Annotated in this window: 14 protein-coding genes; 10 read left to right on the forward strand and 4 right to left on the reverse strand. The window is 43.1% G+C overall.

The window, feature by feature from the left end; all coding sequences use genetic code 11:
• The first annotated feature begins 6 nt into the window (after positions 1-6).
• The 8 genes from BMZ99_RS16155 to BMZ99_RS16190 all read left to right on the forward strand — a co-directional run bounded on the left by BMZ99_RS16155 (position 7) and on the right by BMZ99_RS16190 (position 15,414).
• Entirely contained in the window at positions 7-621 is a 615-nt protein-coding gene (locus BMZ99_RS16155; protein ID WP_090939493.1) for an ABC transporter ATP-binding protein, read from the forward strand.
• Positions 622-900: 279 nt separating this feature from the next.
• On the forward strand, positions 901-1,572 hold the full coding sequence (locus BMZ99_RS16160) for a response regulator transcription factor (RefSeq protein WP_090939496.1): 672 nt from the start codon (positions 901-903) through the stop codon (positions 1,570-1,572).
• Positions 1,569-2,930 (forward strand): sensor histidine kinase, encoded by a 1,362-nt coding sequence (locus BMZ99_RS16165; protein ID WP_090939499.1) that lies wholly within the window; start codon positions 1,569-1,571, stop codon positions 2,928-2,930. The genes BMZ99_RS16160 and BMZ99_RS16165 overlap by 4 nt, the downstream gene beginning before the upstream one ends.
• A gap of 285 nt (positions 2,931-3,215) precedes the next feature.
• Complete coding sequence (locus BMZ99_RS16170) at positions 3,216-3,809, forward strand: hypothetical protein (protein ID WP_090939502.1); 594 nt, start codon at positions 3,216-3,218, stop codon at positions 3,807-3,809.
• 370 nt (positions 3,810-4,179) lie between these two features.
• Entirely contained in the window at positions 4,180-4,881 is a 702-nt protein-coding gene (locus BMZ99_RS16175; protein ID WP_090939505.1) for an AraC family transcriptional regulator, read from the forward strand.
• A 321-nt stretch (positions 4,882-5,202) separates the two neighbouring features.
• Entirely contained in the window at positions 5,203-13,563 is an 8,361-nt protein-coding gene (locus tag BMZ99_RS16180; protein ID WP_090939508.1) for a GH36-type glycosyl hydrolase domain-containing protein, read from the forward strand.
• Between the two features lie 325 nt (positions 13,564-13,888).
• Positions 13,889-14,530, forward strand: a complete 642-nt coding sequence (locus BMZ99_RS16185) for a cyclase family protein (RefSeq protein ID WP_090939512.1) — start codon at positions 13,889-13,891, stop codon at positions 14,528-14,530.
• Between the two features lie 95 nt (positions 14,531-14,625).
• Entirely contained in the window at positions 14,626-15,414 is a 789-nt protein-coding gene (locus BMZ99_RS16190; protein WP_245755011.1) for an SDR family oxidoreductase, read from the forward strand.
• 72 nt (positions 15,415-15,486) lie between these two features.
• On the opposite strand, the gene BMZ99_RS16195 is transcribed toward BMZ99_RS16190, so the two are convergent.
• Positions 15,487-16,065: a TetR/AcrR family transcriptional regulator gene (locus BMZ99_RS16195; protein ID WP_090939515.1), complete on the reverse strand. Its 579-nt coding sequence runs from the start codon at positions 16,063-16,065 to the stop codon at positions 15,487-15,489.
• A 143-nt stretch (positions 16,066-16,208) separates the two neighbouring features.
• A complete protein-coding gene (locus tag BMZ99_RS16200; RefSeq protein WP_090939518.1) occupies positions 16,209-18,203 on the reverse strand; it encodes an oxidoreductase in 1,995 nt (664 codons plus the stop codon).
• 454 nt (positions 18,204-18,657) lie between these two features.
• Between BMZ99_RS16200 and BMZ99_RS16205 the strand changes: the two genes are divergently transcribed.
• Entirely contained in the window at positions 18,658-19,101 is a 444-nt protein-coding gene (locus tag BMZ99_RS16205) for a hypothetical protein (protein ID WP_139214784.1), read from the forward strand.
• A 61-nt stretch (positions 19,102-19,162) separates the two neighbouring features.
• Here the strand turns inward: BMZ99_RS16205 and BMZ99_RS16210 are convergent, their stop codons facing one another.
• On the reverse strand, positions 19,163-19,870 hold the full coding sequence (locus BMZ99_RS16210; RefSeq protein ID WP_090939524.1) for a DUF421 domain-containing protein: 708 nt from the start codon (positions 19,868-19,870) through the stop codon (positions 19,163-19,165).
• 227 nt (positions 19,871-20,097) lie between these two features.
• Positions 20,098-21,015: an aromatic amino acid DMT transporter YddG gene (yddG, locus tag BMZ99_RS16215; protein ID WP_090939527.1), complete on the reverse strand. Its 918-nt coding sequence runs from the start codon at positions 21,013-21,015 to the stop codon at positions 20,098-20,100.
• Positions 21,016-21,161: 146 nt separating this feature from the next.
• On the opposite strand from yddG, the gene BMZ99_RS16220 reads away from it, so the two are divergent.
• Positions 21,162-22,031, forward strand: a complete 870-nt coding sequence (locus BMZ99_RS16220) for a LysR family transcriptional regulator (RefSeq protein ID WP_090939530.1) — start codon at positions 21,162-21,164, stop codon at positions 22,029-22,031.
• Positions 22,032-22,033: the final 2 nt, after the last annotated feature.

Below are 22,033 nucleotides of genomic sequence, written 5' to 3' on the forward strand. Positions count from 1 at the left end.
AATGAAATGATTTTAGAGGCAAAAGGGATATCTTTTGGTTATAAAAAAGACGTAAACCTATTCGATCAGGTTCAAATCACGGTAGAAAGTCATGAACGAGTCGGTATCATAGCGCCCAGTGGGTTTGGAAAAACTACGCTGTGTCAAATTTTAGCAGGCTATATAAAGCCTATAAGCGGCCAGGTACTTCTAGATGGAAAAGATATTCACAAAATTCAAGGCTATTGTCCAGTACAGATGATATGGCAGCATCCGGAAAAAGTCGTTAATCCAAGATTGCGCATGAAAGGCACAATTGCGGAAGGCGATGAAATCGAAGAGCGGATTATGGATGGATTGGGGATAGAACGTGATTGGCTTAACCGTTTTCCAGGAGAATTATCCGGCGGCGAGATGCAGCGTTTTTGTATTGCCAGAGCGTTGGGTAAACGGACAAAGTTTCTCATTGCTGACGAAATCAGCACGATGCTTGATCTAATTACGCAAAGTCAAATATGGAATTTCTTATTAGCTGAACTGGCAGAAAGAAAGATCGGACTTATTGTTGTAACTCATAGTACCCCCTTGATAGAGCGCATTGCTACTCGGCAAGTGGTACTAGCTACCAATTATGATATCTAATACAACGGTGCGAGCCTTTCTTGCTGTCAATCCTAAAATGGCTCAATGGTGTATTCATCACCGTTGTAAGAAAAGAAAGTTGTAGTATTTATAAAGAGAAGCTATTCTTAAACTACAGATTGTAGATTAAGAATAGCTTCTCTTTAGGTTGACATACCAATCGAAAACGCTACCCAAACTTCTGCCAAGCTAAGGCAGCCTTATTTGTGCCATAATCCTGTGTTATTCTTAAATAAAGCAAGATCCATTTTTAAAAATATAGAATAGGGATGTGACAGTATGGTAAAAATTCTAATTGCCGATGATGAACAGGATATCCGTGATATTGTTACTTGGTATCTTAGCCGCGAAGGGTTTGAAGTTTTCACGGCAGCTGACGGACATGCGGCCGTGGATATAGAGACCGCTCACTTACCTGATTTACTAATACTGGATGTCATGATGCCCGGCCTATCCGGATGGGAAATTGCCAAGGCAGTGCAGCGGAATGTCCCCATTATTTTTTTAACCGCTTTAAACGCAGAAAACGATAAAATTAATGGTTTCAAACTGGGAGCAGATGATTATATTGTCAAACCGTTTAGTCCGCGTGAATTAGTTGCCAGAGTACATGCAGTTTTGCGGCGGACCGGAAAATTGGCTTTGCCGGGCGATGTTCTACAGGTGCCGCCCTTATCATTAGAGCCGGGAACGCAGCGAGTTATGGTTAATGAGCAAACGGTTGAACTATCTGCCAAGGAATTTGAACTATTATACTTCCTGGTTCGTCATCCTCATACTATTTTTACCAGAGAAAACCTGCTGGTTAATTTATGGGGTTATGATTTTGAAGGAGATGAACGCACTGTTGACACTACGATCAAAAGAGTCCGCAGGAAAATTGGCATAGCCGGAGATTTTATCAAAACGGTACGAGGAAGCGGTTACAAGTTTGGGGTGGATCAATCGTGATCACCCGTTCCTTGCTTTTTCGCCAGCTATTCAGCCATGTGGCCATTATTCTCTTTATGGCATTAACCTTATCAGTCTCCGTTGTGTACTACGCACATCAAAACAATAATGGGGAATTAACTATCAAGTTAAGAAATATTGCTACCTTCTTTTCTGAGGATTTGAAAACAGGTCACATACCGGATCGGGAATGGGAGTTAGCTAGTCGGACCACTGGAGCAAAATTGTGGCTGGAAGATAATGATGGCCGGATTATTCAGGGAATCCCACCTGTTTATTCGAACGTAGAACCCTATACACTCCATAATTCAGCAGACTATTCCAAGCAGTTCCTTTTTTCATCAGAAGCGCAAAATGCTGTTATTATTTCAGTGCCTGTGCTAATAAAAGACGAGCCCGGACGCTTATTTGCTTTTTATCATTTTAGCCCTCTCCACATAAAGATGATCATCCGCTCTTATTTTTTTCCCTTTATTGCTGGGCTTACGGCCGCATTTTTATTAGCAATGCTACTATCACGGGGATTAACCCGATCAATTGCCGATATTGCGGCTGCGGCCAAGCGGTTCTCGGCAGGAGATTATACAAGCCGTACCCGTGCCACTGCGAAAGATGAAATCGGAACACTTGGCAACACATTTAATGCTATGGCCGATGCGATTCTTCATACACAGCAGACCAGGCGTACTTTCTTCTCCGATATTTCCCACGAGTTAAAAACACCGCTAAGCTGTGTCAAAGCCATAACAGAGGCACTCATTGACGGAATCGCGGTAAATGAGCAAGAAAGAACCCACTACTTAGAAAGGATATTAGCGGAAACCGATCGCATGTCCCGGTTGGTCCATGACATTATGGATATGGAGCAGTTGGAATCCGACCAGATGTTTATCAAACAGGAACGGCTTGATATAGCAACACTGCTGTTACAGCAAGCCGATAAGATAGAATCTCTGTTAAGGAAAAAAGATATTTCTCTCCTGCTGCGGATCGAAACGGATAAGCGTTACGCCTTAGGTGATGCCGACCGGTTTGCACAGGTTCTGGATAACCTGCTGAGCAATGCGATACGGTACGCTCCACCAGAATCCCAGATTGGTTTGATCCTGATTGAAGAAAATCAATGGCTTCAGGTTTCCGTATCCGATCAGGGAGAAGGGATTGCCAGTGAAGATTTGCCGCTGATCTGGGATCGCTTTTATCGTGCTGACAAATCCCGTACCCGCTCTCTGGGAGGGAGTGGTCTGGGTTTGTCCATAAGCCGCAGTTTAATGGAGGCTATGGCCGGAACGATATCGGTCGAAAGCGACATAGGAAAAGGAACCATTTTTAAAATCCGCATACCTTGGCAAAAGTAGAACCTCACCTGAAGAAAGGCTGCAAGCTGTTTAGTCAGCTTACAGCCTTTTTTATGAACAAAACCACAGGATATCGTTTCTGCAGTCCCCAGTAAACTCGTTTTGGAAGCTTGACACATCTATGCCACATTGATTTGTTATAATAAGCCGGATCTCAATAATGGAAAAATATAGAAAGGAAAGGGGAAATGAAATCAAAGATAAGGCCTGGATACGAAGACTGCAGTGAAAAGCTGCTTTCCGTTAGCTTTTAGTACTTAGGAATCTTTTTTGTTAGGAGTGCTTATGTTGAGAATAAAAATGATTGTTTTTATCGTAATGCTGCTTATATCGGGAACTGCGATTGCCGCCCCAGAGGGGGCAGAAACTACAGGTAAGATTCCGGGCATTCTCTTTCTTCCTATCGCCGATAACACCGGGATGAAGAACACAGGCTACATAACTGAAGCCATCAATGTTCAGTACGCTAAGAAATATCCAGCAGAAAATTTTACCGTTATTCCACTTGAAGATTATACGCATCAGGTGTCCGCCTATGGTGAGAAGGCGACTGAAGACGAAGTGCTCAAGGCTGCCGCTGTGGCAGGAGCTGATTATGTGGTCAGGACTGATTTGCAAACAATTAAAATTCGGCGGGGCTTCAAAGGAATTACTATCAAAAAATGGTGCGCAGCAGAAATCCCGGTCAAGATCACCATCTGGAATGTGGCTGACGGTAAAACCGTTTTTGACGGCGTTATCCAGGCAAGAGGAGACAAGGCGAATATTTTAGGGGGATCCATAGGAGTATTGCTTACTGTTTCAGAAAAATCCGCAGTTGAGAATGGCCTCAAAAAGCTAGGCAGGAAGTTAGACAAGGAACTCCCTGCGCTACAATAAGAAGTTTTTCCAACAATAAACTAAAATAAAAAAACGGGAACACTGGTCATTTTTTATAATGGGACACAGGGACAGTTTACTTGTCGCGAGAGATGGAAGAAGGTCCCTGAGCTACAATTCTTATTGGGATAAAAGCAACTGCAGATTGACAAGCAGGATTTAGCATTTATAAAGAGAAGCTACCATAATCAATTAGTTGGTAAATGTATGGGAAACTTCTCTTTTTCTTGACATAGCGATAGCAAGACAATTAAGAAATTATTGGTTTGGAATGGGACAAGGGGCCTGGCCCATGCCCCATACCCCATACACCAAATAATCATCATGTTGGAGACAGATTTCTCTATTTTATGATAATGGGAGTGAATTTATGGAAGAAGCCATAAAAAATCTTCAAGAGAAAATGGAAGCAAGATATAAGGATCATATTCTGCATGTGCTCAATGGTTTTCATATGCTGCAAAGATTTAAAACAAATAATCTTATGAAAGAAAATCAAACCTATGTGCCATTTAATGAAGCAATGTGTTGGGGAGAAGCAGATACTAAAATATTCTCTGATTGTTTTATAGAGAAAAGAGTAAAATCATTAAAAACGACAGAAGCGGAATACCGAAGAATTGTGATTGAATCGTTAAAACCACTTTTAAAAGAAAAATTTGATAGTATTGTCTTATGGTTTGGTGATGATATGTTTTGTCAGATAAATTTGATTACAATTCTGGCATATCTGGAACAAAGCGGATATAAGGGGGATGTTCTTTTTTGCATGGTGCTTGAAAGAAGTGAAGAGATCGTATCTGATGCATTTAAAATAGAGGTTGAGGGCTATTTAGATATATATAAGGCGGTTATATATAACCATGAAATGCCTGCGCTAAAAATGCTGCCTGTTACATATCAAGCCATAAAAATGTATTTAAATTATCGGACAGAAGAAAGTCCGATTATGAAGTATATCAGAGACAATTTTGAAAAAGAACATCTAGTAAATGATTTATTACGTCGGTTTCCTGAGTATGGGCTTGGTGACTTGCAATATCAAACTATAATTGAGGATATTCGCAAATAAGAAGAAGGAGAAGTTTCGAATCGTCTCCCTGAAATAGCTTAAAATTACGCAGACTGGCATCGTTTTTAAAACGATGCCAGTTTTGTTTTTATAGTATTTGTTCATAGTATACGTCTCCGACAGGGCGTTGATTTTTATTATGCCTATGAACAAAGACTGCTCTTTCTGAAATGTGCTTTTAGGTAGAAGTTACCGAATTTTACAATTCATAATTAAGGCTCCAAAGGGGTATATTTTTAATGATTCCAATTTCACGTGCAGTATTGTATAGAAAAAGGATAAATAATTACTTTTTAATCTTTGATTGTCTTTAGGAGGCCTATGCTTTTAAATACAGAACAACTCCGACAAAAAGCTCATGAACTTGCATTGACCCATGATCCTTATGTGAGACGCTGGCCGTCAAAGGGCCTGTGGCGGGAGTTTTATGCCGACATCGAGCAATTACGCGCTTTTATTCTCTCTCTGAAGGAAGGAGATGCAAGTTGTTCACAGCCCGCAGAAGAATGGCTTTTGGATCATGCGGAATTCATCGACGAGCAGGTGCTGGTTATCCGTAATCAGCTTTCGGGTACCTTTTTGCGAAATTTGCCCGATTTACGCAAGACCAGCAAAACAAGGATACTGTCTATTTGTTCCGATTATCTTGAACATGTGGATGGGAATCTAGAGGAGAACTCGCTCATCTCCTATATTAATTATTACCAGGAAGTATCAGTTTTGACGATAGCAGAGGCGTGGGCGGTTCCACTTATCATGCGTATTGCCTTATTCCGGCGCCTGGCCGCAGTCATGGAATTGGTTCGTGAGCGGCGAGAGGTGTGTAACGCAACTGAACAGCTATTGATGCGCCTACAGTCGGCTAAGTTAAGTCCTGAGGTACTAAAGGATGCTCTCGAAGAGGGTGGTCAGGATATGCTGCTCTCTGGATGCCAAATTGCATACTTGGTCAGACGGCTGCGTGAGTGGACGGATGATTCAACAACCGTGCGTGAATGGCTTATGTGCAAATTAGAAAATGGTCCCGACAGTCTCGACCGAATTGTCTCTTATGAGTATCAGCTTCAGGCAGGTCATCAAGTATCCACAGGTAACCTTATGGGAAGCTTACGTAAATTAGTTCGCTTGGACTGGCAAGAGCAGTTTGAGCAGATTAGTCTGGTTGAACATACCCTGCGCGCTGAAAGCACAAATACATATCTGCTTCTTGATTTCCAAAGCCGCGATGTGCTGCGCAAGCGGGTTGAGAATTTGGCCTGCCGACTGCATTTACCGGAAAATCTAGTGGCGCAGCAAGCCGTTGAGCTTGCTGCGAGGAAATATGAGAATGCATGCATAGAGCGTGAAAAAGGAGGTAAGGCAGTGCATCGGGTTATGCTGGAAGAACTGCCGCGCCAAGTTTTTGCCGCATATTATCTGCTCGAAGCGGATGGGATCAAGGAACTGCGGCATGCGCTAATGATCTGTGGTACTCCCTCGCATCTACCGGAATTGGAAATGTTACGTCGTTCCATCGGTACATATTTTACTGCCTTGACAGGATTATTCATGGCTTTTCTTTTTGGATTTGCCTGGTGGGTATCCGGGGGCACAAACTTTACTGTTAGTCAGTGGGTGGGCGTTATACTGGCGCTGTTCTTACCTGTGAGCGAATGGGCCGTTACGACTGCACACTGGATTATTGAATGTGTCAGGGAGCCACGGCCGCTGCTTCGCTATGATTTCTCTCGCGGTGTTCCACCGGAAGCAGCTACAATGGTGGTGATTCCCGTTATTTGGTCGACGGTTAAAGAGGTAGAGAAATTGGCTGAAAGGCTTGAACTGCACTACCTGTCAAATCGTTATTCAAATGTTCATTTTGCCCTCCTGGGTGATTTTTCCGATGCAGGCGAGGAGAAGCTGTCGGAAGATGCCGTCATCCTGGCTGCTGCCCGGACAGGCATTGAGACATTAAACCGCACATACTCCGACTCTGAAGAGAGCATCTTTCACCTCTTTCAGCGGCGCAGGATGTGGAATCCATCCGAGGAAGTTTGGATGGGATGGGAACGCAAGCGGGGTAAATTGGTGGAATTTGTCGAGCTGCTTAAAGGGAAGACGGATACCACCTATGATTTTGTAGTTGGAGACAAAGATATATTACCGCGTATCCGCTACGTCATCACCCTTGATGCGGATACAGAACTGCCATTGGAAAGCGCACAGAGGGTAATTGGCACCATGCATCTGCCCTATAATCGGCCACGCCTAAACCTTACTCGGACAAGAGTTGTCGAAGGATATGGCGTACTGCAGCCACGTATTGGGATTAGCCATGACGCGGCCTTGTGCTCGCGATTTGCTTATCTTTGGTCAGTGAATCCGGGAATCGATCCATATGTCTTTGCTGCCTCTGATCCGTACCAGGACGGGCTAGGTCAGGGCATATTTACAGGAAAGGGCATATTCGATGTGGATGCATTTGCGCAGGTTTTATGCGATCGCATCCCGGAAAACCGGGTGCTTAGCCACGATTTGTTAGAAGGTGGATTCTTACGCGCCGGCCTACTGTCCGATATCGAATTAATCGATGAGCACCCAGCTGTGTTCAGTGCCTATCAAAAGAGAATGCACCGTTGGGTGCGCGGGGACTGGCAGCTCATTTCATGGTTGTTAAAGAGTGTTCCCGACCGCCGTGGAATCATTCTGCCGGTTGATTTATCCCCTCTCACCCTTTGGCAGATTGTTGACAATTTACGGCGCAGCATGCTGCTTCCTGCGCAGCTCACAGTGCTGTTGCTTGGAATGAGTGTACTGCCAGGTTCTTCCGGCCGCTGGATTGTCTTTATCGTTGCTACCTTGCTGCTGCCGCTGCTTCGCCAGATGGTGGCGGTGAGATGGATGCTTGGTCATGGACGGAGTTTTTTTGCTACAGCCGCTCAAATTTTAGTAACCGTTATGACAATGCCGTTTCAGAGTGTGCTTTTGCTGGACGCAATTGCCAGAACTCTGTACCGTTTATTTGTGACAAAACGTCATTTACTGGAATGGGTGAGTGCGGCGGAGGTCGAGCGCAGGCAGCGGGGCGGGCACTATCCCGTCTTGATGGGAAGGTACGGAGGGTATGCAGTAGTGTTTCTTTTGGTACTGATAGCAATGACCAGTACAGTTCCAGTTTCGCGATGGACAGGCTTGGTATTTTGCACCTTATGGTCTATTGCTCCCTTAGCGGTACGCTGGTTAAATCGGCCTGTAGAGCAGTCTGAGAGTCTGATTACGGCGGATGAGAAGGAAGAATTGCAAAAACTGTCAGGACAGATTTGGATGTTCTTTGAGGATTACGTTACGAAAAAAGAAAATTGGCTGCCTCCTGATAATGTTCAATTGGAGCCCCCTAACGGAATTGCTCACCGGACTTCGCCGACCAACATTGGACTTTACCTTACATGCACATTGGCTGCGCGGGATTTTGGGTTTATCGATACACCCGGTTTGATTGAACGATTGGAGCGTACGATTGGTACTGTAGAACAGCTAGATAAATGGAAAGGTCATCTTTATAATTGGTACGATACTGTCACATTGAAGCCGCTCCCGCCGCTGTACGTGTCAACGGTAGATTCAGGTAACCTCGTTGTAGGTTTGGTAGCCGTCAAAGAAGGGGTAGCGGAATGGATCAAATCAGATCTAAAAGAAGATGGATGGCCAGGTATTAATAAAGTTGACGGTAAGACGGTAGAAACATTACATGTTGCTTTTGCTGAGGAGTTAACGTCCGTAAGAAAAAGTGAAGATGCAGGTGAATATGGAACATCATCCCAGAGCCTCCGGGAGGAATGGCTTTTTCGCGGGCAAAAACTACTTGCCCGTCTGGAAGTGCTGATTCATGGAACAGACTTTCGACCGCTTTATGATCATAAAGCTAAATTATTCTATCTGGGCTATAACGCAGGGATGGGTAAACCCGATTCCATTCTATATGACTTGCTGGCATCAGAGGCTAGACTATCAAGCTTTATTGCCATCGCTCTTGGCCAGATATCCGTGTCACACTGGCATGCCCTTGGACGAACAATGACACGGGTAGGTAGGCGAGTTACGCTGCTTTCTTGGTCCGGGACAATGTTTGAATATTTAATGCCGTGGCTGTTTACGCGTACCTATTCGAAAACCGTCTGGGACAGTACCTATCGCGGGGTAGTTCAGCGGCAAATGGAGTATGCCAGTCAGCGAGGTATTCCGTTTGGGATTTCTGAATCCGGTTATTATGCCTTTGATCATCAGATGAATTATCAATACAGAGCATTTGGTGTTCCCGGTCTGGGATTCAAGCGCGGTCTCGAACAGGATTTGGTCGTGGCACCATACGCTACGATTCTTGCCTTACCCTTTGCAAAGCGGCAAGGAATGCAGGCATTGCAAAAGCTAGATGAGCTTGGAGCTCGGGGGAAATACGGCTATTATGAATCAATTGATTTTACATCTGAGCGACTGCCCAAGAAGCAGTCTAGTAGAGTTATACGCAGTTTTATGGCCCATCACCAAGGAATGAGCCTGCTTGCGCTTGCTAACTTGCTGGCGCCGAGGACAATAATAGAGCGTTTTCACCATGACAAGCGGGTACGAGCAGCAGAGTTGCTTTTGCAGGAGCGTATTCCAGCACGGCCTAACATTATTAAACATCCCGCCATGGAACGGGAATACGTGACCGATAAGAAACCGACAGAGGTCGTCACACTGCGCGAGTACCACAGTACAAGCACGCCTGCACCCGAAGTGTGCGTATTGTCAAATGGTACGTTTACAACTCTGGTGACTAACAGCGGCAGCGGGTTCATCCGTTACGAAGGTCTGGCCGTTTCCCGCTGGCGGGAGGATCCGGTATTGGATAACTGGGGAAGCTATCTTTATATTCGTGACGTTACCCGAGATGTGGTATGGTCGCCGGCATTTCAGCCTTGCCGTGTCCATTCAGATGCACAGCGTGTGCAGTTTACTCTTGATCGAGCTACCTTCATGCGCATGGATGGAGATATGCAGACAAGTCTGGAAATTTGTGTATCACCTGAATGGAATGGTGAAGTTAGGCGGCTTACACTTACGAATACTGGCAATGAAGAGCGGATTATGGAAGTGACAACTTTTCTTGAACTGGCTTTGGCATCTCCCATGGCTGATGATGCGCATCCAGCATTTAGTAAATTGTTCATCAAAACGTCATATGTTGAGGATGCCCAGTGTTTGCTGGCTCGACGCAGGCCGCGTAAGCAAGACGAACAATCGTTGTGGGCGGCGCATTCCCTGCTGACTCCAGGCCAAACTCTCGGCGCTGCGGAATATGAGACAGACCGGTCCAGCTTCATAGGCCGAGGGCATACGCTTGCCTTGCCGTTGGGTGTTCGTTCCCGTTTGCGCAAAACAGTAGGTTCTGTTGCCGATCCTGCATTTATTATGCGGAGACGAATGAACATCAAGCCCGGTGAACAGGTACAACTGTTTGCTGTTACTGCTGTGGCAGGTACGAAAGAAGAGGCAGTAGAAATTATCAGACATTTCTCTGGGGATCTGGTAGTAGAACGAGTATTTCAATTGGCTTGGAATCGCAGTCAAATCGAATTTCAGCACTTGCATTTGAATGCGGCCCAGGCGATGGCTTTTCAAATATTCGCTGGACGGATTGTGTATACTCCGATGCTGCGGCAGGAACGCGCACAAAGTATTTTGTCAAATGTAAAAGGTCAGTCTGGCCTCTGGCCGCACGGAGTTTCCGGTGACGTGCCATTGATCATGGTACGGATCAAGGACCGAATCAATATGCAGTTTGTGATCCATCTGCTTACCGGACACGAGTATTTACGCCGCCTGGGATTGCTTTTCGATTTAGTTATTCTAAATGAATCGGCGGGAGGCTATCAGCAGGATTTGCAGGAGATATTGAGACGAGCAGTTGAACAAGTCGTTGGTTGGCACAGCCCGGGTCCCGGAGGGATTTCGGTCATAGGTTCCAGCCAACTGTCAGGAGAGGACAGGACGCTACTTTTAGCCACTGCCCGTGTTGTGTTTCGGGCAGACGGTCCCAGCTTCCAGGCGCAATCCAGCCTGCTCCGAAAGGCAATGGCTTTACCAGCGCTACTCAAGCCGACAGCGTCAGTTGGCAGGCATGCTGAACCTATGTTAGACAATGGAGAAGAATTACTATTCTTCAATAGCTGGGGAGGATTTACATCCGATGGCCGAAAGTATCGAATTGTGCTTAAAAGTGGCAATTATCTGCCGGCACCGTGGATCAATGTACTTGCCAATCCCCGTTTCGGCTGCCTTGTTTCAGAACTTGGCACTGGCTACACTTGGTGGAAGAACAGCCGTGAGTGTAAGCTGACCCCATGGTCTAATGATCCAGTGCTTGATCCGCCAGGTGAAATGTGTTATTTGCGGGATGAAGTGAGCGGAGAACTTTGGTCAGCTGTACCAAAGCGAGGGGATGCCGGGCAGACTGCTGCGTCTTCCGTCTCGGGATATACCGTTACTCATGGTAAGGGGTTTACTTGCTTTCGTCACGAGGAGCACGGTATCAGGTCAGAAATGACTGTTTCTGTTCCCCCCGATGACCCTGTCAAGGTTATTCAGTTACGGTTGCAAAATAACAGTGCCGAGCAGCGGCAACTTTCCATCACCTATTATGCGGAATGGGTACTAGGTGTACAGCGTCCCTCAAATGCTTCTTTCATCGTCACGGAGTGGGATGATTCTGCCCGGCTGCTGCTGGCACATAATGTGTATCAGGAGTCGTTTCACGGGGTCTGCGCCTTTTTAGGCGTATATTCTAAAAACAAAGTTTCTGTTAGCCCATCGGCATTGGCGGAAAGTGAAGCAAAGCAGAACTTTGGTTTTGACGACCTGTCGTGGACTGCAGACCGCAATGAATTTCTCGGACGCAATGGTACATGGCAAAATCCGGCAGCTATGACCCGGGAACGCCTTTCAGGTCAGACAGGACCGCTTTACAATACGTGCGGCGTGGTACAGGGCAAACTCATTCTGGAGGCTGGGTCCGAACAGATGGTCTATATTCTGCTGGGTGCAGAACAGTCTCGAGGCGCTGCCGTGAAACTAGCTGAAAAGTATCATCAATATCAAGTTTGCGATCAAGCCTTAGAGCATGTATGTGAATTCTGGGATGGTGTTTTAGAGCAAATTTCGGTTTCTACGCCTTGCAGGGAGATGAATGTGCTACTAAATGGCTGGCTCTTGTACCAGGCTCTCGGTTGCAGAATGTGGGCACGCTCCGCCTTTTACCAAGCGGGAGGTGCGTATGGTTTTCGTGACCAATTACAGGATTCGCTGGCACTTCTGCACTCCCGCCCCGATTTAACACGGACGCAGATTTTGCTGCATGCCGCACATCAATATGAGGAAGGTGACGTGCAGCATTGGTGGCATGAAGAAACGCAGCGCGGAATACGTACTCGTTTCTCCGATGATCTATTATGGTTGCCCTATGCCGTTGGACGGTATGTTGAGCATACGGGGGACGGCAGTATACTGGAAGAAGTGATACCATTTCTTACTAGTGAACCTTTATCAGAGGGGGAACATGAACGATATGAGATTACTCAAATCTCTGACCAGAACGGCAGCATTTTTGAACATTGTTTACGGGCCATTGACAGAGCTGTGCAGCGCCTTGGTGAGCACGGGCTGCCGCTGATCGGAATCGGCGATTGGAATGACGGTATGAGCAATATCGGTGCTGAAGGACGCGGTGAGAGCGTTTGGCTTGGTTGGTTTCTCTGTGACGTGTTGAAGCGATTTGCAGATTTCTGCCGGCACCGCGGTGCTATAGAGCGAGCCGAACATTACTTGGATATAGGAGGAAAATTGGCAGCCTCTCTTGATAAGCATGCTTGGGATGGACAATGGTATCGGCGGGCTTTCACTGACGATGGACAATGGTTAGGTTCTATCTATAACGAGGAGTGTAGTATCGACGCCATTGCTCAATCTTGGTCAGTCATTTCAGGGGCCGCACCAGAAGAAAAGGCTCTGCAGGCAATGCAGTCATTCGACCGTGAATTGGTGGATCGGGATCTTTCTGTTGCGCGTCTTTTAACACCAGCTTTTGACCGCACCAATCCGAGCCCCGGCTATATTCAAGGCTACCCACCCGGTATAAGGGAGAATGGAGCTCAATATACCCATGGCGTTATCTGGAGCATTATCGCCTGGTGCGGGCTTGGCAACGGAGATAAGGCTTTGGAATTGTTTCAACTGTTAAATCCTCTCAATCATACGCGCACTCCTAATGAAGTACGGCAGTATGGAGGCGAACCTTACGTCATTGCCGCGGATGTTTATACCGCCCAACCGCACCAAGGACGCGCTGGCTGGACGTGGTATACTGGGGCTGCTGGATGGATGTATCAGGCGGGTATTGAGTCGATTCTCGGCCTTCGTCGCCGTGGTGATCGATTGTACATTTGCCCTTGTATTCCTTGCGAATGGCCAGAGTTCTCTGTCAGCTACCGTTTTGGTGACAGTTCGTATCATATTACCGTTAAAAACCCGTCGCATAAATCTGCTGGATCGCTTGCTTTACAATTTGATGAACAGGAAGTTGTACTTACGGAGCAAGACATAAAGGATGGTCCTTACGTTATAATGCGAGATGACGGTGAGGTTCATCACGTTGTTCTGACGATGTAGAAAACATTCCATTAAGAACTGTATTGGCAAAAACCAAAAACAGATACTTGCCTGGTAAAATACTTGTAATATGAAGACGGCAGGCTTTAAATTTAATAAAGAGAAGCTGCTATAATAAATGATTAGAGTTTTTATGAGCAGCTTCTTTTTTAACAACTAAGAATCTAGAAGGATTTAGCATTTTGAAAGAGAAGCTACCATAATAAATAAGCAGACCTAAGAGATACGTTTTGGCCAACTCGTCTGCTATGAAGCAAAATTTTTGAGGTGAAGATATAAACGCCTTAGGTTATTGAGAAGATTTAGTTATTATGGGAGGTGTACGATGAAAGTTATCGATTTAACACATTGTATTCATGCGGATATGCCCGTTTTTCCAGGAACAGAGCAACCCATTTTTCGAAAAGCGAATACCTTGGAAAATGATGGTTTTCAAGAGGCTAAAATAACGATGTACTCACATACAGGTACACATATAGATGCACCTGCACATATGTTGAGTAATGGAGCTTATTTAGATAATTTAGATATAGAACATTTTATTGGAAAAGCAACTGTTCTTGATTTTTCGGACAAAAAGATGAAGTTAATAGATATTGATGGTTTAAAAATTTATGAGGAGAAAATAAAAAGTGTTGAATTCATTATCATAAAAACGGGGTGGAGTAAATACTGGGGCGATAAGAAATATTATAAAGATTTTCCTTCTTTAAGTGAAGAAGCAGCCACATGGCTGTCAGAATTTAAATTAAAAGGAATTGGCATTGACGCAATTTCAGTAGATGATATAGAATCAGCTACGTTTGCAGTTCATAAAATATTAATGCTGAAGAAAATCATAATTATTGAGAACCTAACAAATTTAGATTCCATTAGCAAAGAAGAGTTTATTTTAAGTATTATGCCAATGAAGCATAAAAATGCTGATGGTTCACCTGTACGAGCTATTTCCATCGAAAATATATAGCAAACTTAATTCTCAATATATCAAATTGAACTGAGACAAGGAACCTATCCAGTTAAAATCGATAGAATGAATGCTCTAAAAAAGGAAAAAAGTGTATGTCTGTACTTAGAAAAAATGAATACTGGCAGGTGAAACAGATGGGTTATGCCGAGAAAATTGTTTTAGTAACAGGCGGTGTTAATGGTATTGGAAAGTCTGTCAGCTACGAATTTTTAGCTGCAGGGGCTACCGTCATTATTGCCGACATTGATGAGAAAAATGGTGAAGTATTAGTTCGTGAATGGCGACAAAATAACTATAAGGCCGTTTTTTATAAAATAGACTTAACAGACGTTTCAGCAATTAGAACGATGTATCAATTCATTGTTTGCAGCTATAAGAAGCTCGATGTCCTTATTAATAATGCAGGAAAAGGAATCTTTAAACCGATTTGTGAACTAAAAATTGAGGAATGGGACGAGGTTATCCATCTCAATCTTAGAGCTGCATTTGTTACTGCGCAAGAGTTTGCAAAATACCATAAGAGTAATAGTTATGGTCGGATTATTAATATTGCATCTACTCGTTATGTAATGTCTGAACCGAATTCGGAAGCGTATGCAGCTTCCAAAGGTGGTATCGTAGCACTTACTCATGCATTGGCCCTTTCACTTAGTGCTAAGAATTTTACGGTTAATGCCATCAGTCCAGGCTGGATTGAAAATCATCACTATGAAGAACTAAGTATGAAAGATCATGAGCAGCATCCTTCCAAACGAGTAGGGAAACCGGAGGATATTGCTAGAACCTGTATATTTTTAGCGGATGACAAGAATGATTTTATAACTGGCCAAAATATTGTAATTGATGGCGGTATGACCAAAAAGATGATTTATACTGAATAGAGCAGGATAAAGAACCTGTCTCGGTGAGATAGAGCACAGAAGGGGTACCCATATGGAAAGAAAGGATATGACTTAGTTCAAACCCTTTGTCACAATACCGATTACTTTTTTCATAGTTTCCTTAAGATTGATAGTACCATCCCGCAAGCACCAATCAAAGATAACACCTCGTCCAACTAGAAAGAGCATATTAGTTAGTTCGATGGAAGACATTGATTTTGAAAATTCTCCACTCGCTTGTCCTTTTTCAATAATTGACTGTAAGATTGCTTGCATGGGGCGGTTTTCAGTAATAAACATTTTATTATCGGAAATATAAATCTTTTTTACGATTTCAATTTCAGTTTCATAAGTAAAATCAGCATATTTTTCGAAGAATTCAACAATTTTCTCTGGTGCAGTGCTACTTTCCAAATTGTCGGCAATTTTGTTTAAAAAGTATTCATCAGCACGTTTAAACATTTCTTTAAAGAGTTCAAACTTTGATTCAAAATAATAATAATAGGTGCCTACAGAGACTCCTGCCTCAGAGGCAATTTGCTCTACTGTAATCTGATCAAAACCATGTTTCCCAATCAGATTAACACCGCATTCATAAATTCTATTTTTTGTCTCCAAAGCTTGTTTTGCTCGGCTTGTTAATTTTGTCATATGCTTTCTCCTCTATATAAACGGCTATTTGATTCACAATTAGCCTAATTATATATAATTCAAAAAAGGTTTTCAATCAATAGCAGCAAATAAAAAACCTCTGGCATGCCAAAGAGCTGCCAGAGGTTTCATCAATATAAAACTTATAATTTTGAGGCTACTTCAAATGCATCCCATATGGCATACATTATATTTGAAACTTTACGGGCATCACCAATTACATGAATATCGGAAAAGTCATATTTAAGTTCATTATAAAGGGAGTTTTCGGAGGTATACCCGACAGCTAGGATTACGCTGTCACAAGGAATTTCTTCGGTTTTGTTATTGGCTTCAAGTAAAATTCCTTTGTCTGTAGTTTTTAAAATTTTAGCGGATGTTAGTACTTCTATGCCTTTAAAGGGAACTAATTTTTCCAGCATTTCTGAATTAGCGTGGCAAAGGGGGCCGTTTAGTGCCAAGAGCTTGCTTTGCACTTCTACTAGTGTAACTTTTTTCTCCTGATCTGCCAACCAAAGAGCCAGCTCACAGCCGACAAGCCCACCGCCAACAATAACAGTTTTACTGCCAGGGTCGACTTCTTTCAGCAGCACTTGTGCAGCAGAGTAAACTTTACTATTATCTCCAAGGCTAAACATTTTAGGTTTGGAGCCTGTGGCAATGATGAGGCCATCAATTTGATGGTTACTGATCAATTCAGGAGTAACTACAGTATTAAGATGAACTTCTACATTAAGTTCTTTTAATGTATTTTCATACCAAGCGATTAAAGCATGGTCATCTTCTTTAAAATCAGGTGCACCGCCTGGTATCAAATTACCTCCTAAACGCCCTGTGCTTTCATAAATGATAGGCTTGTGTCCACGGAGTGCTAAGACTCTGGCTGCCTCACAGCCAGCGACGCCACCGCCTGCAATCAGTATTTTTCTACTTGTAAGTGCTGGCGTAAGCTCCGTTTCCCTTTCACGGCAGGCTCTTGGATTAACAGCACAGTTTAAGGAAGAATATTCTTGGATGCGTCCCATACAGCCTTCTTGGCAGGATAAACATGGACGTATATTAACTACTTTTCCACTGCGAAGCTTATTTACATAGCTTTCGTCAGCGAGCAGCGGGCGACCGAGACTTACCATATCGCAAGCGCCATCTTCTAGTGCGTTTAATGCTAAAGCTGGATTATCCATACGCCCTGCGCAGATGATAGGCACTTCAACCACGTCTTTTATAATCTTGGCGTAAGGTATATATAAGCCTTTCTCCTGGTACATGGGTGGGTGGCTCCACCACCAGGAATCATACGATCCCACATCGATATCAAGAGCGTCATAACCATAGGACACAAGAAGTTTTGCAGCTTCAATTCCTTCAGGAATATCTCTGCCTTTTTCTTCAAATTCCTCACCTGGAAGTGCGCCATCACGCAAACCCTTGATAAAGCTCTTTGGGCTGTACCGGAGGGTTACCGGAAAATCTGCTCCACATGTCTTCTTGATCTCTTCGACGATTTCTTTAGCAAAGCGCAATCGATTTTCTAAAGAGCCGCCATAGTCATCGGTACGCTGATTGAAAAGGGAAATGGCAAACTGATCGATTAAATATCCTTCATGCACAGCATGAATCTGAACACCGTCAAAGCCAGCCCTCTTTGCATTGTATGCACCCTTGCCGAAATTCTCTACAATCTGTTTAATTTCCGCAACCGAAAGTTCTCTGCACGTTTTATCAAGCCACCGATGAGTAATAGGAGATGGTGCAACTGGAGGATGATTGCCTAAATTAGTAGGAATGGTTACTCTGCCGAAGCCCCCGCTTAGTTGAAGAAAGATCCTCGCATCATAAGCATGGATACGTTCTGTCATTTCTCTGGCAGTACGGATAAAATGGACTGGATTATGGGTAGAGCAAGGAACGTGACATACATCATGCTCTTCGATGACATTATCAACAAAAGTAACACCTGTAATAACAAGACCTACTCCGCCACGAGCACGTGCTGTATAATATTCGACGCCGCGTTGGTTAAAACCGCCTTCCGAATCCGCTAGGCCTAACGGTCCCATCGGTGCCATGGCAAAGCGGTTTTTAATTTCGATAGAACCTATTTTTATTGGTTCAAATAATTTTTTGTATTTTTGCACTGAATACTCTCCTCTCTTTTTTCACTGAACGCATTCAGTGAATTTATTAAGTAAATCTTATAATAATTAGAATCTACTGTCAAGACAGATTTCTCTGATTTTGGAAAAGATTTACTCAATGCAAAGAATAATAGCTAATGAATTGCTGCTAAAAGATGTAGTAATTTCATGTTAATAAAGAGAATCTGTCTATAAATTTGTTAGTAAATTTATGGACAGATTCTCTTTAAGTTGATATGACGATAGATAGAAATACCTCCTATGTTAGAATTTTTTTGCATTTCATGACATTACTGCTTAATAGTTACGATGACTTTTTCGATACGTAATGTAATGGGGATGTTTTCCAATGAATGGGGGGAATTTAATAATTTGTTAAATGTCAATTCTAATGATTCATTAAAATCATTAGAAAAATACAGAGATGACATACTAAAAACATTACAATCTAAACATGCTAATAAGAAAAGCGGCGATGCCAATATTTTTTCCCAAAGACAGAAAAGAGACGTTTGTGGCCTTACAAGGAGTTACAAAACAAATACAGCAGATTCAATACGAAAAAACCGTACGAAAGCTTAGAGAAGATTGGTATAAAAATGAATCATCTCCTGCTAAAAGCCCTAGCAAACGCGCGAAAGTCAGAAAAGAACATGAAACCTATCTTTTTAACGCCAGTATGAGACATTTGCTTTTAGCCAAGACAAATATTTCACCAGAAGAAAATATTAAAGAGGCAAAAGAATTGGGAATTGAGGCTGCTGAAGTGGAACGAAAAAGAAAAAAAGATGAAATGGATGCAAATGTGACAGCTGATAACAGCAAAAGTAATACAGTAAAAGCAGCAAGCTCTGTAAAAAAAAGAGAGAAGAAACTAGCCTTAGATATATTAGCATGAGTATCATTATCGAAAGATAGGATACTGTTTCCGTATTCCATCTAAGATTAAACTCCAGTCCTTAATTTGATTCACTTTTGACATGGAGAGGTGATATATATACTTGTTGATTGTCGTCCACGGTAGCGAAAAAGACGGCTTTAGCAGTAGCAATTCCTTGTAGTTTTAGCTGGTCATAAAGCCAATTCTCCGTTAAGTGGAGGTCAGTTAATGCTTGTTGTAGTATTTTTCCTTCTTTAATTACCGGATAGGCAATTCCGCTGTTTGGTTTTTGGATGCCTAAATCCTGCAGGTTTACCGTTGACAGTTCTGGCTTTTTGTAAACTGATAATCGTCCGTTTGCTTCAATCAGTGCGATGCTAACCTCTGCTATATTAAAAATTCCGTATTCTCTTAATAATTCTAAAATATTTTCAAGGGAGTACTTAATTTTCTTGATGTTTTTGACAATTAATATTCCGTCTTTTATTACAACTACCGGATCAAAAGTTGTTAACTCTTTAAATTTTTGATTCCGGATTGTTAGTTCAGCAAAAAGTTTTTGCAGGATTCCAATGACGATAACGGCAAACGCAATGTAAATGTGGTTGATTTTAGGCTCGGCAATGTCTGCACCCACCACAGAACCTAGCGTGATGATGATCAAATAGTCGAAAACAGGCAATTCTCCGACAGATCGTCTTCCCATAAATAAGGTTACGAATAGCATCAGTGGCAAAATAGTGAAGATCCGTACTGCCACTTTGAATAAATCAGATGCAATTTCCATAGCGATATACTCCTTCCCCAGCAGTAAACTATGCAATTTCCTGGAAAAGACAAAGGCTTAAAAAAGACCTAATGTCACCAGAAGGATGCTGCTCTGAAAGTAGTATTTCTAGCAGTGGGAGCCATTATGCGAATCTTACTGTTCAGTCGCCAGTATGGAATCTATTTGCATATTCCTAAAGAGATATCGTATCTAAGCATAAAATTATAGGACCGAATAAAAAATAACTAGGAAGAGCAAACTTTATTTTTTGATGGCTGGTCTTTTGTTGCCTGCCAACATAATACTGATCCTAAACATACCATCAATACACCCTGCCAAAAGGAAACAGAAAGTGGCGCATTCAACAACAATGAGGCTAATAACGATGATAATATTGGCGTGAAGTATGAGGCACTGGCAAGTATGGAGACATTGCCATACAATATACCGAAATTCCAGGAAGCATACCCAAAACCCACTGCACAACTTGTCATCAATACATAGAGTATTGCACGCATACTAAGATTGAGTGCAGCACCTCCACTCATGAAGAACTTAACCCATAGGACAGCAGCAGTAAGGATAAAGAATAATGTAATGCCATTTTTCCCTTCCGCTAGCTTATTCGTGACAGTGCAGTACGTAGCCCAAATGAAAGCACCTACAAACGCTGAAACATAGCTAAACGTATTGCTTTTTATATTGCTGATCATCACACTTAAGTCTAAACCTTTCTCGCCTCCTAATACCCAGCAAACACCAAGAAGGGAAAGAGTAAGTCCGGGAATGATTAGGAGTGTAGATTTCTGTTTATTAAAAATGATAGCAAATAGGATTGTAAGGCAGGGCCACAAATAGTTTATAATATTGACTTCAATTGCCTGAGTCCCATTGCTTGCATACCCAATCGCTAGAGCAAAAGATATTTCATAAGCTACAAATAAAAAACCTCCAATTAATATATATTTCCAAGGAAAAGTTTTTATTTTGGGTATTCCAAAGGTAACAATAAGAAGGGCAGAGGCACAGGTATAGATCATAGCGATACCTCCAATCGGACCAAGCAGTTCACTTACGCTATGAATTAAACCAACCATTGTGCTCCAAAGTATGATAGCAATTAACCCAATAAAGGTGGCATTGCTCCTGGCGCTTTTATACATCTATATAATCTCCTTTTTCATGAAATCGTAATTCGGACTTGTACCTTGTCATTTTACTTATTTCACTATACAATGGGTTCAGTATAAAATAAAACGACAATTTCTTGCATTTGATATGAGAAATTCTCACAGCTAGGAGTTGGACCATGGATTTGAAGAAATGCGAGATTTTTGTTCGCGCAATCGACACTGGCAGCTTTTCAAAAGCGGCAGAGCAGTCAGGATACACGCCTTCCGGCGTGGCGCATATGATGAATGCCCTGGAGAGCGAAATTGGCTTTTCGCTTTTGGTTCGTGGGCATAGAGGGGTCACGGCAACAGAAAACGGACAGAAGCTGCTGCCGATTCTGCGGGAACTATTACGGTGGGATGAACAGTTTAGGCAGACGGCAGCAGAAATCAATGGTCTTGAAACCGGCACTATCACGATCGGCGCCTATTCCAGCATTGCAACTCATTGGTTGCCGAAAGTGATTAAAGTATTTCGTGAGGAATACCCGCATATTGAAATCCACTTGATGGAAGGGATTCGGCAAGAAGTAGATGGATGGCTTTCAGAAAGGCGCGTAGATCTTGCCTTTTTTAGCTATCAGGAGCCGATGACTTACGAATGGATACCTTTGAAGACAGATCCTATGCTCGCTGTTTTACCGCCTGATCACCCGATGTCGCAGCTAGCGGCGTACCCGCTTTCCGCATGCCAAGAGGAAGCATTCATCATGCCTGCATTGGGAAAGGATAATGATGTTGTTGAGCTTTTGAAAAAAGCGAACTTGACTCCGCAGATTTGTTTTTCAACACTGGAAAATTACGCGGCCATCGCAATGATTGAATGCGGATTAGGCATGAGTGTGATGAATGAGCTTATCACCAAAGGGCGGCAAAATAACGTTGTCATGCTTCCGCTTGACCCACCGCATAGTATTACGCTGGGAATCGCCGTTCCTTCTATAAAGGCAGCTTCGCCGGCGGTACGAAAATTCATTACGTATGCTACAAGAATATTAAAAGAGTAAGG

Origin of the sequence: Pelosinus propionicus DSM 13327 (assembly GCF_900114615.1) — a bacterium.
Lineage (GTDB): Bacteria > Bacillota > Negativicutes > DSM-13327 > DSM-13327 > Pelosinus > Pelosinus propionicus.